At 65.7% G+C, this 16,163-nt stretch carries 17 protein-coding genes; 5 read left to right on the top strand and 12 right to left on the bottom strand.

The genetic code is table 11. The features are described from left to right. Nucleotides 1-183: 183 nt before the first annotated feature. From rplU to RH91_RS10785, 3 genes are all read left to right on the top strand, one after another. A complete protein-coding gene (gene rplU / locus RH91_RS10795; protein WP_010162753.1) occupies nucleotides 184-534 on the top strand; it encodes a 50S ribosomal protein L21 in 351 nt (116 codons plus the stop codon). Nucleotides 535-547: 13 nt separating this feature from the next. Further along, entirely contained in the window at nucleotides 548-817 is a 270-nt protein-coding gene (gene rpmA / locus RH91_RS10790) for a 50S ribosomal protein L27 (protein WP_010162752.1), read from the top strand. Between the two features lie 164 nt (nucleotides 818-981). Next, complete coding sequence (locus RH91_RS10785; RefSeq protein WP_232283479.1) at nucleotides 982-1,518, top strand: GNAT family N-acetyltransferase; 537 nt, start codon at nucleotides 982-984, stop codon at nucleotides 1,516-1,518. Between the two features lie 289 nt (nucleotides 1,519-1,807). Here RH91_RS10785 and lptG read toward each other — a convergent pair whose 3' ends face one another. The 10 genes from lptG to RH91_RS10735 all read right to left on the bottom strand — a co-directional run bounded on the left by lptG (nucleotide 1,808) and on the right by RH91_RS10735 (nucleotide 12,146). Continuing rightward, entirely contained in the window at nucleotides 1,808-2,902 is a 1,095-nt protein-coding gene (gene lptG, locus RH91_RS10780) for an LPS export ABC transporter permease LptG (RefSeq protein ID WP_010162750.1), read from the bottom strand. Continuing rightward, nucleotides 2,899-4,092 (bottom strand): LPS export ABC transporter permease LptF, encoded by a 1,194-nt coding sequence (gene lptF / locus RH91_RS10775; protein WP_026046472.1) that lies wholly within the window; start codon nucleotides 4,090-4,092, stop codon nucleotides 2,899-2,901. The genes lptG and lptF overlap by 4 nt, the downstream gene beginning before the upstream one ends. Nucleotides 4,093-4,215: 123 nt before the next feature. Beyond that, entirely contained in the window at nucleotides 4,216-6,168 is a 1,953-nt protein-coding gene (locus tag RH91_RS10770) for an ATP-binding protein (RefSeq protein WP_010162748.1), read from the bottom strand. 59 nt (nucleotides 6,169-6,227) lie between these two features. Then, nucleotides 6,228-7,502, bottom strand: a complete 1,275-nt coding sequence (spt, locus tag RH91_RS10765) for a serine palmitoyltransferase (RefSeq protein WP_010162747.1) — start codon at nucleotides 7,500-7,502, stop codon at nucleotides 6,228-6,230. Between the two features lie 7 nt (nucleotides 7,503-7,509). Continuing rightward, nucleotides 7,510-7,752 (bottom strand): acyl carrier protein, encoded by a 243-nt coding sequence (locus RH91_RS10760; protein WP_010162746.1) that lies wholly within the window; start codon nucleotides 7,750-7,752, stop codon nucleotides 7,510-7,512. A 59-nt stretch (nucleotides 7,753-7,811) separates the two neighbouring features. Further along, entirely contained in the window at nucleotides 7,812-8,726 is a 915-nt protein-coding gene (locus tag RH91_RS10755; RefSeq protein WP_010162745.1) for an NAD-dependent epimerase/dehydratase family protein, read from the bottom strand. Continuing rightward, on the bottom strand, nucleotides 8,723-9,829 hold the full coding sequence (gene proB / locus RH91_RS10750; protein ID WP_010162744.1) for a glutamate 5-kinase: 1,107 nt from the start codon (nucleotides 9,827-9,829) through the stop codon (nucleotides 8,723-8,725). Before proB ends, RH91_RS10755 begins: the two co-directional genes overlap by 4 nt. A 54-nt stretch (nucleotides 9,830-9,883) precedes the next feature. After that, nucleotides 9,884-10,441: a Uma2 family endonuclease gene (locus RH91_RS10745; protein ID WP_010162743.1), complete on the bottom strand. Its 558-nt coding sequence runs from the start codon at nucleotides 10,439-10,441 to the stop codon at nucleotides 9,884-9,886. A 29-nt stretch (nucleotides 10,442-10,470) separates the two neighbouring features. Beyond that, the gene (obgE, locus tag RH91_RS10740; protein WP_010162742.1) at nucleotides 10,471-11,517 is read right to left on the bottom strand and encodes a GTPase ObgE; all 1,047 of its coding nucleotides are present in this window, start codon (nucleotides 11,515-11,517) and stop codon (nucleotides 10,471-10,473) included. Nucleotides 11,518-11,534: 17 nt separating this feature from the next. Next, entirely contained in the window at nucleotides 11,535-12,146 is a 612-nt protein-coding gene (locus RH91_RS10735) for a TetR/AcrR family transcriptional regulator (protein WP_010162741.1), read from the bottom strand. Nucleotides 12,147-12,186: 40 nt separating this feature from the next. On the opposite strand from RH91_RS10735, the gene RH91_RS10730 reads away from it, so the two are divergent. Then, the gene (locus tag RH91_RS10730; protein ID WP_198283250.1) at nucleotides 12,187-13,095 is read left to right on the top strand and encodes a metal-dependent hydrolase; all 909 of its coding nucleotides are present in this window, start codon (nucleotides 12,187-12,189) and stop codon (nucleotides 13,093-13,095) included. 150 nt (nucleotides 13,096-13,245) lie between these two features. Here RH91_RS10730 and RH91_RS10725 read toward each other — a convergent pair whose 3' ends face one another. Further along, a complete protein-coding gene (locus RH91_RS10725) occupies nucleotides 13,246-14,346 on the bottom strand; it encodes a fatty acid desaturase family protein (RefSeq protein WP_010162739.1) in 1,101 nt (366 codons plus the stop codon). A 134-nt stretch (nucleotides 14,347-14,480) separates the two neighbouring features. On the opposite strand from RH91_RS10725, the gene RH91_RS10720 reads away from it, so the two are divergent. Further along, complete coding sequence (locus RH91_RS10720; protein ID WP_010162737.1) at nucleotides 14,481-15,638, top strand: GNAT family N-acetyltransferase; 1,158 nt, start codon at nucleotides 14,481-14,483, stop codon at nucleotides 15,636-15,638. Between the two features lie 48 nt (nucleotides 15,639-15,686). Here the strand turns inward: RH91_RS10720 and RH91_RS10715 are convergent, their stop codons facing one another. Beyond that, nucleotides 15,687-15,938, bottom strand: a complete 252-nt coding sequence (locus RH91_RS10715; RefSeq protein ID WP_010162736.1) for a hypothetical protein — start codon at nucleotides 15,936-15,938, stop codon at nucleotides 15,687-15,689. Between the last annotated feature and the right edge of the window lie 225 nt (nucleotides 15,939-16,163).

Here is a 16,163-nt window from a genome sequence, read left to right as displayed (position 1 = left end):
TGCCGTAGTTATGCCTCGAAAGGTGCAGATTGCCGGGCCGCTATTGCGTTTCGGCAACGTTTTGACGGGTGTCGGGAGTGCTCTACGGTTGACAGCGCGCCGCGCTTGGCATAGCTGGCGCTTCTTTCCCGCGCTCGGCTTGCCGTGTCGTGGGGCACAGGTATTTTGAAGGTGATAAGGGCCATGTTCGCAATCGTGCGCACAGGCGGCAAGCAGTATCGCGTTGCCGCCGGAGACAAGATCGTCGTTGAAAAGCTCGACGGCGAAGCCGGCGCGTCGATCACGCTCGGCGACATTCTGCTCGCGGGCGAAGGCTCGGAGCTGCATTCGGTCGAGGGCCTGACGGTTTCGGCGGAAATCATCGCGCAGGCGAAGGCGGACAAGGTCATCGTCTTCAAGAAGCGTCGCCGCCACAACTATCGCCGCAAGAACGGTCATCGCCAGCGTCACACGATCCTGCGCATCACCGCGATTGGCAACAATGACAAGCAGGCAGCACCGGCCAAGGCCGATGCCCCGGCCGCTCAGGCGTAAGGAGTAGTTCGAGATGGCACATAAGAAAGCAGGCGGCTCTTCGCGCAACGGTCGCGATTCGGCAGGCCGTCGCCTTGGCGTCAAGAAGTTCGGTGGCGAGATCGCCATTCCGGGCAACATTCTCGTCCGTCAGCGCGGCACGAAGTTCTACCCGGGCACCAACGTCGGCATCGGCAAGGACCACACCTTGTTCGCGCTCGTCGAAGGCCGCGTGACCTTCCACCAGGGCAAGCTCGGCCGCAAATTCTGCTCGGTCGAGACCCTGGCACTGGCCGCAGAATAACGGGCAACCGGACGGGTTGCCCACCAGGGCGACCCGCGTATCCGCAAGGATACCGAAACAAGGGAGACGGGTCCGCCCCGGCTCCCTTTTTTCATGGCTCCCTCCCCACTGTCGTGTCCATGTCATCCCGGCATGCGAACGACGGCCTACGAGGAGAGTTTGTGATGTTCGCTCGGACTCCGAGATTGACGCTGCGCCCGGGCTGGCCCGAAGATGCGCCTACACTTGCCGCCGCCATTGCGCATGAGCCGGTTGTCGCGATGCTCGCACGCGCGCCCTGGCCCTATACGGTGGACGACGCAACGGCGTTCCTGACCCTGCCCCCAGACCACCACAGCCCGCGTTTGCTGATCCTCGCACGCGAGGAGACACGTCCGCGGATCATCGGCGGAATCGGGCTGACGCGCGACGACTCGGGGTATGAGCTCGGCTATTGGCTGACCCCGGACGCGTGGGGCCGGGGCTATGCCACCGAGGCGGGGCGCGCGGTGCTCGACACAGCACGCCACGCGCTGGGGCTGCGGCACCTTCACGCTCTGCATTTCGAGGACAATCCGGCGTCGGGCCGCGTGCTGCGCAAGCTCGGATTTTTCGAGACAGGGGCCGAAACGCGGGCATGCCGGGCGCGCGGCAAGGACGTTGCGGGGCTGCGCTACAGTCTGGATCTCGCGCCGGCGCAGGCCTTGCCGCTGGCGGCGTGAGGCTCGCATCCCCACACCCCGCGTCATGCTGACCTTGCCTCAGCATCCACCGCGCAAGAGGCACGGACAGCCCTCGTACCGCGGTGGACCCTGAAACATGTTCAGGGTGACGCTGGAAGGAGACACGCCCCGCCCCTTCCCACGCCGCCGTCATGTTGAACTCGTTTCAGCATCCACCGTGCAGCAGGTACGGACAGCCATCAGTTCGCGGTGGCCTCTTAAACAAGGTCAGAGTGACGCCAGTTTTTAATAAGCAACCGCGCCCGATACAAAGGCGCAAAGTCTGCGCCTATTCCTCGGTCCGGATCAGCACGGCCTCGCCGATCATCAGGAACAACAGGAACGGCGCCCATGCCGCGAGGATCGGCGGATAAGCGCCGATATTCCCCATCGCGAGCGCGAAATTATCTGCGACGAAATACAGGAAGCCGAGCATCATCCCGATCACCGCACGGACAAAAAGCTTGCCCGACCGCGCAAGCCCGAACGCCGCCACGGCGCCGAGCAGCGGCATCAGCACGGAGGACAGCGGCGCGGACAGCTTGTGCCACATAGCGCCTTCCAGCGCCTTGGTCGGACGCCCGCCCGCGCCAAGATCGCCGATCGCCGAACGCAGCGCGCCGAACGACAGACCACCCGCATCGATCGTCGACAGCGTGAACTGATCAGGCCGGACGCCCTGCCCGATCACGATGCTCGGGAGCTTGGTGAGATTGCCACGCGCCACGTCGAACCGTGTTGCAGGCGAAATTCTCCAGCCCGCCCCGTCGCGAACGCCGGTCTGGCCGGTAATGATCTGGACCAGCGACCCGTTGGTCCGGTCGAACAACGTGACCCCGGTCAGCTTGGCCCGGTCGCCGGTTCCGCTCACCCGCTCGACCTGGATCAGGTCGTCGCCGTCGCGAACCCAGATGTTGGTGCGGTCCCCGCGATCGACCGGGATGGGGCCATAATCGACCTTCTGCCACGCATCGAGCGTCGCCGTCGCGCGGCTTACGACCCGGTCATTGAAGGTGAAGGAGATGACCGCGACGCCGAGGCTCGCGATCAGCAACGGCGCGAGTACCTGGTGCGCGGACAGCCCCGACGCCTTGAGCGCGATGATCTCGCTATTCTGGTTGAGCGTCGACAGCGTGATGATCGTGCCGAGCAACACCGAGAACGGCAGGAATTGTGCGATGATTTCGGGGATTCGCAGCGTGAGGTAATGCCATACCTGCGGCTCGCCATTGCCGGGATGCGCCAGGATGTGCCCCGATTCGCTGAGCAGATCGAGCGCCTGCAGGATCAGCACGAGCATCGCCAGCACGGCGAACGTCCGTACCAGGAACATCCGCCCCATATAGAGCGCGACGGTGCGCGACGGGAACAGGTCGAGGGTCATGCGGCTTTCTCGCGCCGGCCGGGAAGGAGCTTGACGATCGCCTTGCCAAGCTTGGCGAACACGCGTTCGAGCGCGCCGATCGGTTGCCCGCCGGGCACGAACGCGATCGTGTAGAACATCCAGAGCGTCAGGCTCGCGAACACCGCGAACGGCACCCAGATCGCCACCAGCGGATCGATCTTGCCCAGTCCGCCAACCGCTTGGGCGTATTCGTTCACCTTGTGATAGGCGACGATCATGATGATCGAGAGGAACACGCCAAGCGCCGAGGTCGAGCGCTTGGGCGGGACGCCAAGCGAGATCGCGAGCAACGGCAGCAACAGGATCGTCAGCACCTCGGCAGTGCGGAAGTGGAAGGCGGCCCGGCTGGTGTCGCGCAGCTCGCGGGGCGCGCCCCGGTCGCTGCCGATCCGCGCCAGCTCGGGGAGCGTCCGCTCGAGATTCTCTGCGCCGCGCACCCGGAAGTTCTCGGTCTTGGGCAGCGGGATCGGCAAGTCGAACACGGTGAAACGCAGCACGCGCGGCGTCGGCACCTTCGCCTCGGTGCGGACCAAGGTGCCCTGGTCGAGGCGGAAGATGATCTCGTCGGGATTGTCGGTCGCGAAGAATTGGCCGTTCGCGGCGGTGATCGCGATCGAGCCGCCCTTCTTGTCGTCACGCCGCAGGAAGATCCCCGACAGCCGTCGACCCGATTCGTGGCTCTGTTCGATCCGCAGCGTCATGTCGTTGCCGAAGTGCGTAAACTCGCCGACCTTGATCGACGCGCCGAGCGCACCGGTGCGCAGTTCGTAGCGGAGCTTTTCATAGGCATAGCGCGCATCGGGCTGGACGAAGCCGACGATCGCGAGATTGATCGCGCCGAGCGCGATCGCGTACATGTACGGCACGCGCAGCAACCGCGGATAGCTCATCCCGACCGCGCGCATCACGTCGAGTTCGGACGAGGTCGCGAGCTTCCGGAACGCAAGCAGGATACCGAGCATCAGCCCGATCGGTATCCCGAGGCCGAGGTACTCCGGCAGCAGGTTGGCAAGCATTCGCCACACCACGCTGACGGGCCCGCCCTCGGTTGCGACGAAGTCGAACAGCCGCAGCATCCGGTCGAGCACAAGCAGCATCGCCGAGATGATGAGCGTCGAGAACAGCGGCACCGCGATAAGCCGGGCCATGTAGCGATCGATGGACTTCATGATGGCAGGAAAAGCGCCTCTTGCCCGAGGGAATGGCGGGCGTGTCCCCGGCTATATCGCGGGCTTGGCGGCTGAGCTACCCAATCCTTTGCGCCAGCCCGTTCGATCGGCGCGAATACGGATTTACTCGGCGGCGATGCTGTCGACCGGGTGCGGCGGGCGATCCTGCACCGCTGCGTCGATCGCGCGTGCGAGCCCGGCAAGGGTGAAGGGCTTGCGCAGGACATGCCGCCCGCCAAACTCCGCCTCGCCGCCTGCTTCCCCGGCGTAACCGGTGACGAACAACACCGCCATGTCGGGACGCAGCGGTGTGACGGTGTCGATCAGCTCCGGGCCGGTACGCCCCGGCATCAGCACGTCCGAAATGATCAGATCGACATGGCCAAGCCGGTCGAGCATCCCGGGCGCCACGATCGGGTCGTCGCAGGCAACCGCGCGATGCCCCAGTTCCTCGAGCGCACCCATCGTCGCGTTCAGGACGCGGGGATCGTCCTCCACCACGAAAATGTCGAGCCCGCTCTGCTGCGCCGCCGCCGTGGCGAGCGTCGGCTTGACCGACGCAGAGTCGGTTTCCGCCCGGTGGCGAGGGAGATAGAGGGTTATCGTCGTCCCCACCCCGACGGTCGACTCGAGCTGAACCTGCCCCTCCGCGTGGCGCGCGAACGCGAAGACCTGGCTGAGACCCAGCCCCGTGCCCTTGCCCGAAGGCTTGGTCGTGAAGAAGGGTTCGAACACGCGCTCCAAAAGTTCGGGCGGCATTCCGCAGCCGGTGTCGGACACCGTCAGCGCAACATACTCCCCCGCCCGACACGTCCCGACCGCGCCTTCCGACAAGGACACCTGCGCGACGCCGATCGTCAACCGCCCGCGGCCGTCCATTGCGTCGCGCGCGTTGACCGCGAGGTTTAGCAACGCATTCTCGAGCTGGATCCGATCCGACCGTACCATCCAGCCGGGCTCCGACGGCGGTGCGACGTCGACGGTGATCCCATCCCCCAGCGTCCGGTCGAGCAGATCGGACATGCCGCCGATCAGGCCCGCCGGATCGAGCGTTTCGGAGCGCAGCGATTCCTCACGCGAGAAGGCGAGCAACCGCCGGGTGAGCGCGGCCGCGCGCTCGGCGCCTTCGGCGGCGTTGGCGATATGACGCTGCGCTGCGACCGGATCGTCCCCGACATGGCGTCGCGCGAGTTCGAGCCCTCCGATGACCACCGCGAGCATGTTGTTGAAATCGTGGGCGATGCCTCCGGTCAACTGCCCGACCGCCTCGAGCTTCTGGACCTGCCGGAGCTTCGCCTCCTGCGCGAGCAATTCGGCGGATGCCTTCGCGACCGCCGCTTCGAGTTCGATCGAGCGATCGCGTTCGGTCTCCGCCTCGGCGCGCGCGGCCGCGCGTTCCCCGAGCGCGGTGACGGTCAGCCAGCCCATTCCCACCGCCCCGAGCAGGATCAGGATGCCGAACACCCCGAGCGCGCTGGCGATCGCACTCGACCGCGCGACCGAAGCCAGCGCCACCCCGGTGCGCTGGTCGAGCACCTGGCGTTCCTGCACCCCGATCCGGTCGAGCAGCACGTCGATGGCCGCGCGCGACGGGGCACGGCCCGCCTTGTAATATAAGGCAAGCGCCTGGTTGTTGCGTTTGTAAAAGGTGCTCAGCGCGACATCGCCGAGTTCGTCGGTCCTGCCGCGGAATGCCTCGCGCAAGGCCGCGATCGCGCGCTGTTGCTCGGGATTGTCGTGGGTGATTCGTTTGAGGCGCGTGATCTGCTGCGACGCAAGCAGCCAGTCCGCGGAATAGGCCTGCCCGAGTCGATCGTCGACGCTGATGACGTACCGACCAAGCGAGGCCTCGGCACGCGCGATCGTGCCGGACAGGTTGGCCGTCAGGATCATCACTTCGTAACTGTGCTTCTGCAGCGCAAGCGCTCGGTCGCGCTGGCGATTGACCTCCTGCAAGGTCAGTCCGAGCGCGACGAGCACCAGCACGCCGAGCACGGCCATCGCCACCAGCGTAAAGGAACGCCACGTCGTGCCCGACGCCGCGCCCCCCGCCGTCTCGCCCAATTCCCCGGTCATGCCTCCAGCTTAGCGGATGGCGCGACCCGTTGATAGGGTCGGCCGTATCCGTAACGACGTCAGGCGATCGCGCCGGTCGCGCGGCCCGCCGCCTCGAACATTTCGAGCACGGTGGCGATCTGCGCGGGCGTATGCTCGGCGCAGAGCGAGCAGCGCAGCAGATACGTGCCCGCCGGAGTCGCGGGCGGGCGCGCCATATTGACGTACAGTCCGCCCTCGAGCAGCAATTGCCACATCGCGACGGCCTGAGTCTGGTCTTCGAGGATGATCGCGAGGATCGCCGACTGCGGCGTCTCGGTGCCGAGTCGGAACCCCATCGCCTTCAGCCCGCCATGCAGCGCGCGCGCATTCTCCCAGAGCTGGCGGCGCTTGTCGTGCGCATGCATCAGCTTGCGGATCGACTTCGCGGCGGTCGCGACGACCGACGGCGGGAGCGATGCGGTGAAGATGTACGGGCGGCACGCCATGCGGATCGCCTCGAACTTCGGGTGATTCGACACGCAAAACCCGCCGACCGTGCCGACCGACTTGGAGAAGGTGCCGATGATGAAATCGACGTCCGCCGCGCAGCCCTGGTCCTCGTACACGCCGCGCCCGTTGGGGCCGAAGAAGCCCATCGAGTGCGCTTCGTCCGACAGCACCATCGCGCCGTGCTTCTTGGCGATCGCGACCATTTCCTTGAGCGGCGCGATATCGCCCAGCATCGAATAGACGCCCTCGAGGATGACGAGCTTGCCCGCTTCCTTGGGCAGGCGACCGAGCCGCTTGTCGAGATCGGTCACGTCATTGTGACGGAAGCGGACGATCTCGGCATTGCCCTGCTTGCAACCGTCGTAGATCGACGCATGGCTGTCTGCGTCGAGGATGATGTACTCGCCCTTGCCGACCAGCGTCGAAATCATGCCCAGATTGGCCATGTACCCGGTCGAAAAGACGATCGCCCCGCTGACGTCGTAGAAATCGCGCAGCGCCTGCTCGACTTCCATATGGTCGTGGAAGGTGCCGTTGAGCATCCGGCTGCCGTTGGTGCCCGAGCCGAACTTGTCGAGCGCTTCCTTGCCCGCCGCGAGCACGTCGGGGTCGAACGTCATCCCCATGTAATTGTACGTGCCAAGCAGGATCGTGTCGCGGCCCTTGATGACCGCTTCGGTCGGCGATTTGACCTCGTCCATCACGATCGCGAACGGATCGCGCACGCCCGTGTCCATCAGCGCCTGGCGTTCGGCGATCAGCCCGTCGAACTTGCTCATCAGGTCGCGCCCCAGATCAGGGGTGGCAGGTGCGACGGTCTCGGGCTCGGCGAGGGCGTGGGCGGTGGCAGCGGCTTCGGTCATCGTAGGTTTAGCCCTTGAGCTTGGCGACGGCATCGACCAGCTGGCCGACGGTTTCGATTTCGGCCTGCATGTTCATCGTGATGATGATGTCGAACTCGTCTTCGATCGCGGCGACGAAATCCATCACGGTCAGGCTGTCCCATTCGAGATCGCCCTGGAAGGTGGTCGCGTCGCTGAGCGTCACGCCCTTCTTGTTGAATGGCTCGATCTGCGCGGTGACGGTGTCGTAAATGGATTGGCGGTCGCTCATGCTCGGTCCTTGAAACTGGGTACGCTGTGCCGCGTAAATGCGGCGGCTTTATGCACAGCCTATAGCAAGCCGTTCGCGCGATACCATGCCGCGGTGTCGGCAAGGCCCTGCGGGGTCGGCACCTGCGGGGTCCACAGGCTGGCGGGCGGACGCTTGTCGGGCGCGGCGGTCCAGTCGGGATGGCAGAGATAGCCGACGCGGTCACGGGTCAGCTTGGCGTTCCTGCCGCGCGCCAGCATGTCGCCGCGCGCGACCAGATCGAGCACCGCTCGCGGGAGCGCGAAGACCGACACGCGCTTCGCCCCCACCGCGACGCCCATCGCGCGCAACATCTCGGCATGGCTCCAGCCGCCATCGCGCCCGTCATCCGGCTCGAGGATCAGCTTGCCGGGATCGGTCACCGCCAGCTTCAGCAGCAGCGCAGCGACATCGCCCACCTCGATCAGCGACACCCGTCCGCCGGGCGGCACCAGCGCGAACCCCGTCTTGGCCATGCGGAACAGGTCGCGCATTTCCATGTCGCCCGGGCCGTAGATCGCGGGCGGGCGCACCATCGTCCAGTCGAGCGCGGACGCGGCGACGACGAGTTCGGCCTCGTGCTTCGACCAGCCATAGGTCGAGACGCCCGGCTCCCGTGCGGCAAGCGACGAGACATGGACGAACCGACGAACGCCCGCGCGCGTCGTCGCACCGACCATCGCCTGCGTGCCGGTGACATTGCCCGCAACGAACCCTGCGCGGTCCGGCGCATTGACCGCGCCCGCGACGTGCAACACCGCGTCCGCACCCGCGACCAGCGTGTCGAGTGCATCCGGCGTGTCGAGCGCACCTACGATCCACGTCACGCCGGCCCGCGGCGGTTGCGGGCGGCGGGTAAGCGCACGCACGCCGTGCCCGGCGGCGAGCGCGAGTTCGATCACCCGCCCCCCGACGAAACCGGTGCCGCCGGTGATGGCGAGTGTCTTCTGAGTCATAACAGCGCCATATGATTGCGGTGGATCAGAGCGGCGCGCGGCGCATAGCCGAGCACCTGCGCCTGCGCCTCGCTGCGCAGGCCTGCAATCGCGGTGGCTTCGGAAACGGGATACTCACTCAACCCCCGCGCAAGGGTGCGCCCGTCCGGCCCGACCACGGTCACCAGATCACCCCGCGCAAAGCTGCCCGAGACGCGCGTCGCGCCTGCCGCGAGCAGGCTCTTGCCGCCCAACAGTGCCGCAACCGCGCCTGCGTCGATTGCAATCTCCCCCATGGCGGTCAACCCGCCTGCGAGCCACGCCTTGCGCGCGGTTGCGCTCTTTTCGGGCAGGAACAGCGTGTGCCGCGCCGCGGTGGAGAGTGGTCGCGCGATGCCGCCGCTGACGATCGCGAGCGTCGCTCCCGCGGCATTGGCGATTCGCGCGGCGGCGATCTTCGAGACCATCCCACCGCTGCCCATCCCGGAAGCCGACCCGCGATCCGCCATCGCCTCGACGCCTGCGTCGATCCGCTCGACCCGCGCGATATGCGTCGCGCCGGGAATCGCCGGATTGCGGTCGTACAGCCCGTCGATGTCGCTCAGCAGCACGACCCCCTGCGCCCCCGCCGCCTGTGCGACCCGCGCCGCGAGCCGGTCATTGTCGCCGAACCGGATTTCCTCTGTGGCGACGCTGTCATTCTCATTGATGATCGGGACGACGCCCAGCGACAGCAACCGCCCGAGCGTCGCGGCGGCGTTGAGATAGCGCCGACGGTCTTCGAGATCCGCGAGCGTTACCAGCATCTGCGCGGCGGTCAGCCCCTGCGCGGCGAGCATTTCGGCCCACACCTGGCTTAGCGCGATCTGGCCGGTCGCGGCAGCGGCCTGCGCATCCTCGAGGCTCGCGCGCCCGCCCTTGGCGAGGCCCAGACGCCGCGCACCCAAGGCGATCGCCCCGGAGGAGACGACCGCCACCTGTTGCCCGGCACGCACCCGCTCCGCGATATCGGCGACCAGCCCCTCGAGCCACGCGCGCCGCACCGTCCCCTCGGGCGCGACGAGCAGCGCGGAGCCGACCTTGACGATCAGGCGCGGGCAAGAGGAAGGCGGAAAGACGGGCATGCGTTCCTTCGCGTTAGCGCGGCCCGCACGCCACGCCAATGCCCTTGGCCGGGATCAGTCGCGCGCGAAGATCTCGTCGTGCGGGATGGTGATGCCGAGCGTGGGGATGACCACCTCGGTCGGACCTTCAAAGCTATTGTCCGCCCAGCCACCTGGCCCGGTGCGCTGCACGATCCGCACGCGCTCGTTCGCGATATCGACGAACACGATCGTATCGACGCTCCGCAACGTCCGATACTCGTCGAGTTTTACGCGCAAGTCAGTCCGCGCGGTGCCATCGGAGAGCACCTCGAACACCGCGCGGGGATCGTCGAAGGCGATGGCGTCATCGTCGCTTTCGCCACCATGTCCGCAAAAGATCGAGACATCGGGATAGCGGATCGAGTCGGGCCGGGTCCGAACCGCCATATCCGAATTGTACGGCGTGCGTCCCGAACCCCTAAGCCGCAGCGCGAGCGCAAGGAAAATGTTTCCCGCCACCCGCGCATGCCGCGCCGTACCGCCCGCCATCATCCGGATGACGCCATTGTCGAGTTCGGCCTTCTGATTCCCGAAATCGATCTGGAGGAACGCTTCGGCGGTCAGCAGCGGGTAAACGAGATGCGTTGCCATACGCCCTTATACCAGACGGATTGGCCCCCTCAAACCGGCGACCACTCCGCCGGTTCGTCGCTGCCGTCATCGCGCTTCGCCACCGTCTCCGCCGGGCCGATCGCCTCGATCAGCCGGTCGAGCACCGCATCGATCCCGGCCCCGCTCGCGCCCGACAGCGGGAGCACCTCGGCCTTGCTTGCGCGCTTGAGCTTGGTGATCAATTTCTTGACGTCCGCCGGGTCGAGCGCATCGACCTTGTTGAGGCCGATCACCTGCGGCTTATCCACAAGCCCCGCGCCGTACGCCTCGAGTTCTCCACGGACGATCCTGTAGTTATCCACAGGGTTATCCTCGGTCGCATCGACCAGATGCAGCAGCACCTTGCACCGCTCGATATGCCCGAGGAACCGGTCGCCGATCCCGGCACCTTCCGCCGCCCCCTCGATCAGGCCGGGGATGTCCGCGACGACGAACTCGCGATTGTAGCGGCTGACCACGCCCAATTGCGGGCGCACGGTCGTGAACGGATAGGCGCCGACCTTCGCCTGCGCATTGGTCACCGCATTGATGAAGGTGGATTTGCCCGCATTGGGCAGCCCGACGAGCCCGGCGTCCGCCAGCAGCTTCAACCGCAGCCAGACATACATCTCCTGCGACGGCCAGCCGGTGCCATGCTGGCGCGGGGCGCGATTGGTCGAGGTCTTGTAGGTCGCATTGCCGCGCCCGCCATCGCCGCCGCGCAGGAACACGACGCGCTCGCCCGGCACGGTGAAGTCGGCGAGGACTTCCTCCTGATCCTCGGACAGCACCTGCGTCCCGATCGGCACGCGGATGATGAGGTCGTCACCGCCCCCGCCGGTCCGATTCGACCCCGATCCGCCGGCGCCGCGCGGCGCGCGGAAATGCTGGGTGTAGCGGAAATCGATCAGCGTATTAAGGCCGGGAATCGCCTCGAAAATGATGTCGCCACCCTTGCCGCCGTTGCCGCCGTCGGGGCCGCCATATTCGATAAACTTCTCACGCCGGAAACTGACGGCCCCGGGGCCGCCCGCGCCCGATCGGACGAAGATTTTTGCTTGGTCAAGGAAATGCATGGCCGCTCCTTAGCGGATTATGCGATTTTAGCCAGACTAGCCGTATCAGCCGGTGATTCGCCAGTCCGCGATGCGATCAGCGCGCGAGTCGCGATCGTCCGCGCGGCTTCGGGCGGCAGCCCGAGCGCATTCGCCATCGCACGGCCCAGCAGTGCATCGCCCATCGCCATCAGCACCAGTTGCAGCGTTTCTTCGTAGATCGCCTTGCCCGATGCATCACCCTCGGCCAGCTCGTCGACCAGCCGGTGGATCGCGGTCAGCACCGGATCGAGCGCATCGTGGTTGCCCGAGAGAATCATCCATGACGCCATCGCGCCCGCGCCGTTGGCGAACGCATCGAACGTCAGGTCGACGATCTCGCGCGGGTCCGCCTCGCCCGCGCGCGCGCGCTTCGCGGCGGCGCCGATTTCAGCCGTGATCGTATCGGCAAGGTGCGAGATCAGCGCGCGTTGCAGGTCCGCCGCCGACCCGAAATGATGCAGCAGATTGGCGTGCGTCCGCCCGATCCGCGCCGCGACCGCCTTGAGAGTGACCGCTTGCGGCCCCTGTTCGATCAGCAGCGCCCGCGCGGCTTCAATTGCGGCATCCCGCGATTCTTCGGGGCTGAGACGTTTGCGGATTATTGACACGGATGTAAGTATGACCTATTGACAGAGCTGTCAGCAGTGCATGCCGCTACGGAGCACTGCAGTCCACCAACACTTGGAGGATTTCGTGGCGAAAGCAACCACTCCCGCCGACCTGACGATCACGCCACGCGACCTCCGCTTTGGCCGGGGAACGACGATGCGCCGCTGGTGGCTCAACGACGATCCGTTCGCGACCGCCTTCTACAACGCGCTGTCGGTCACCTTCCCCAAGGGCGAAGGCTTTTTCGTCGATAGCGTCCGCAATTTTCGCGAGGGCACGCCGCCTCGGCTGCGCGGCGAGATCCAGGCGTTCATCAAGCAGGAAGTGATCCACACGCGCGAGCATGTCGCGTTCAACCGCCATGTCACCGACCAGGGTTATGACACCCGCTTGCTCGAACAGCATATCGACCAGGCACTTGCGCTCACCAAGGGCAAGCCGCCGATCGGCGCGCTCGCCGCGACGATGGCGCTGGAGCATTTCACCGCGATGCTCGCGCACGAACTGATCGCCAACCCGCGGCATCTCGCGGGTGGTGACCCGCAGGCCGCCGCGCTGTGGCGCTGGCATGCCGCTGAAGAGATCGAGCACAAGGGCGTCGCCTATGACACGTGGCTCCACGCGACGCGCGACTGGCCGCGTCGGCGGCGCTGGATCGTGAAGGCAATCGTGATGCTCGCGACGACGCAGAAGTTCTTCGCTGGGCGCTACAAGGGCATGCTGGAGTTGCTGCGGCAGGACGACATCACCGGCTGGCGCGCGCATCGCGGCATCCTGTGGTACGCGCTCGGTCGCCCGGGGATGGCGCGCAAGATCCTGGGCGCCTGGTGCGCGTTCTTCCTGCCCGGCTTCCACCCGTGGAAGCACGACGACCGCGCGCTGATCGCGCTGGCGGAGAGCGACTATGCCGACGCGGTTCTACCGCGCGCCACAGTGGCAGCGGCCTGAGAAAACAAGGGAGCGCCGTATTGGCGCTTCCGTTTCAACGGGCCTCCCCCCTTCCGTTCGTTTCGAGCGTAGTCGAGAAACCTGCGCTGTGCCGGGTTTCTCGACTACGCTCGAAACGAAAGGGGGTGAGGGACCAGCGGGACACTCGCGTTAGACCCGCCGCCCCATCGTGCTACGCACCAGCCGCGCCACCAGCCCCGGCAGCCCCGCATAGTTCGACTTGTGATACGGCGAATCCGGCGTCAGCGTCGTCACAAGTCGGCGGTGCGCCTCGTTGAGCGCATGATATGGCACGCTCGGCAGCAGGTGATGCAGCGCATGATAGCGCAGGCCGACCGGTGCCCACAGCACCGGCAGCAGCGCGGGCGGCGGCACGTTGACCGTGTCGAGATATTGCGCCGTAACGCTCATCGTCTCGCCGTCATTGTCCCACAGATGCGCGACCAGCGTGCGGACCTGGTTGAGCACATAGACCCCCGAGGCAACCCCAAGCGCGATCGCGAACATATGGACCGGGAACACCCCCGTGACGACGAGCGCGATCAGCGTGATCGACCACAGGCTGCAGGCGCCTTCAAGCCAGCGCCACTGCGCCGCCACGTCGCCATCGGGCATCCGGCGGCGGAACTGCGGATTGATCGACAGCGACGAATAGCGCGCAACCAGCGTGGCATGCATGCCCGGGATCACCAGCGACAGCGGCGTCAGCACCGCATAGCGGAACAGCAGCGCGACCGGCGCGAGGATCGAGGAAAGGAGGAACAGCGGCAGCGTCCACGGCTTCATGTGCGCGAGCGGCAGATATTCCGGATCTTCCGACGTGCCGTAGCGGGTCTTGGCATGGTGGAGGTTATGGACACCTTCGTACATGAAGGACGGCACAAGCAATGGGATGCCAACGACGAGGTTGAACCCGGTCCGGAACCCCGGAAGCGCGCTGTGCTTCATGTGCGACACTTCGTGAATGAACATGCCCGCGCGATAGAGGCCGAGGATCGCGACGACCGCCGCGACCAGCGCCCAGCCGACCGACCCGACCGTCATCGCAACCGCAAGTCCGGCATACCCCGTCGTCGCCGACAGCAGCAGATCGGTCCAGTAGATCACGGGATTGGGCGTATTGAGGTCGCGCGTCAGCTCGACCACCGCACGCAGCATCGCCTTGTCGTCGGTAATCGCGGACAAAGGCACGCGAACGGGCGGAGTCGGGCGCGCATCAGCGCGGCGGTCAAAGGTCAGCGACGTCGTCATGGGCGTAGGCATTGACCCAAGATAGTGGCTAGAACTGGGCAAAAACAGGGGGCAACCTGGCATCGCATGCGCAACGACTTGACTTGGCGGGCAGCGCACGGGAGGGCTGCCTCATTCTATAAGGTGATCTCCCAGTGGCCAACAGCGCGCTCGTCATCCGTCCGATCATCTCCAAGGCCGACCGGAAGCGATTTGTCGACCTCCCCTTCCGCCTGTACAAGGATGATCCGAACTGGATTCCACCGCTGAAAGGCGAGGCGCTCGGGTTGATCACGCCCGCGAAGAATGGCTGGTTCAGCCATGCGGAGGCGCAGCTGTTCCTCGCCGAACGCGACGGAAAAGTCGTCGGGCGGATTTCCGCGCATATCGACACGCTCGCGTTGACGATGAGTCCTGCGCAGGGCTTCGGCCCCGGCTGCGGCCAGTTCGGACTGCTCGATGCGGAAGACGGGATCGTCGCACGCGCGTTGATCGAGGCGGCCGAAGGCTGGCTCCGGCACAAGGGGATGACTCGCGTGCTCGGGCCGATCAGCATGTCGGTGTGGGAAGAACCCGGATTGCTGGTCGACGGCTATGACCATCCCCCGACGATCATGATGGGCCACGCCAAACCCGAATATCGCGACTGGATCGAGAATGCCGGGTACAAGCGCGTCAAGGAGTTGCTCACCTACGAGCTCGACATCACTTTGCCCTTCCCGCCCCTGCTCCAGCGGATCATCGCGTCTGGCGAAAAGAACCCGCGGATCCGCATCCGCGAGGTGGACAAGACCAGGTTCGACGAGGAAGCCGCGATCATCCTCGCGATCCTCAACGATGCGTGGTCGGACAATTGGGGGTTCGTCCCGCTCACCCCGCCCGAAATCAAGGACGTCGGGGTCAAGCTCAAGCCGATCGTGTTCAACGACCTGATCCGCATCGCCGAAGTCGACGGGCGTCCGGTCGCATTCATGATCACGCTACCCGACCTCAACGAGGCGATCGCGCCGCTCAAGGGCAACCTGCTCCCGTTCGGCTGGGCCAAGCTGCTGCTGTGGCTCCGCAAGCCCAAGGTCAAGACGATGCGGGTGCCCCTGATGGGCGTGCTCAAGGAACTGCAATCGTCGCGGATGGCAAGCCAGCTTGCCTTCATGATGATCGAATACATCAAGCGCGCGTCGGTCGCCAATTATGGCGCGACCCGTGGCGAGATCGGCTGGATCCTCGAGGACAATCAGGGAATGCGCTCGATCGCGGACGCGATCGGATGCGACGTCAACAAGCGCTACTGGATCTACGAAAAGACGCTCTAGCCGCCCGGCAGCGGGCTTGCGGCCGGGTCGCCGCAAGCCCTTGGCGGATCATTTCTTCGCGATCGGATCGAAGCCTTCGTCGAGCCATTCGGGCCGGGTCTTGCAGACCTTGTTGCGGATGTGGGAGCCGGTCGGTGTATCGATGACGCAATAGCGCTGACGATCGGATACGGACGCCAGATCGACCCCGGACGCCGCAACGGCGGTCGACAGGGCCGGCGCCTTGAGGCGATCCCGGGCAACCGCCGGGGATGCACCGACCAGGGCGACAGTGGCGAGCGTGAAAGCGAGCTTAAACATGGGTTCCTCCGCATTTCGACGCTGGGAGCAGCGACGATATGTGTAGCAGTGCATTATGCATGCCATACAGTCAGAGGACGTAGATTCAGATACTTAGCTGCATATTCTCTAAATTCACCTGGCGTGTTATCCCAAATGTCGGCGCTTGTTACCGTATCTCGGTATCGCTTCAAAACTGTCGCAACAGGTCACGTCAACGGACAAACCGCTTGGGATCGGGTGAGG

Source organism: Sphingomonas sp. PAMC 26617, from assembly GCF_000242835.1.
Taxonomy (GTDB): Bacteria; Pseudomonadota; Alphaproteobacteria; order Sphingomonadales; family Sphingomonadaceae; genus Sphingomonas.
This window is presented reverse-complemented; position numbering and strand designations above follow the sequence as displayed.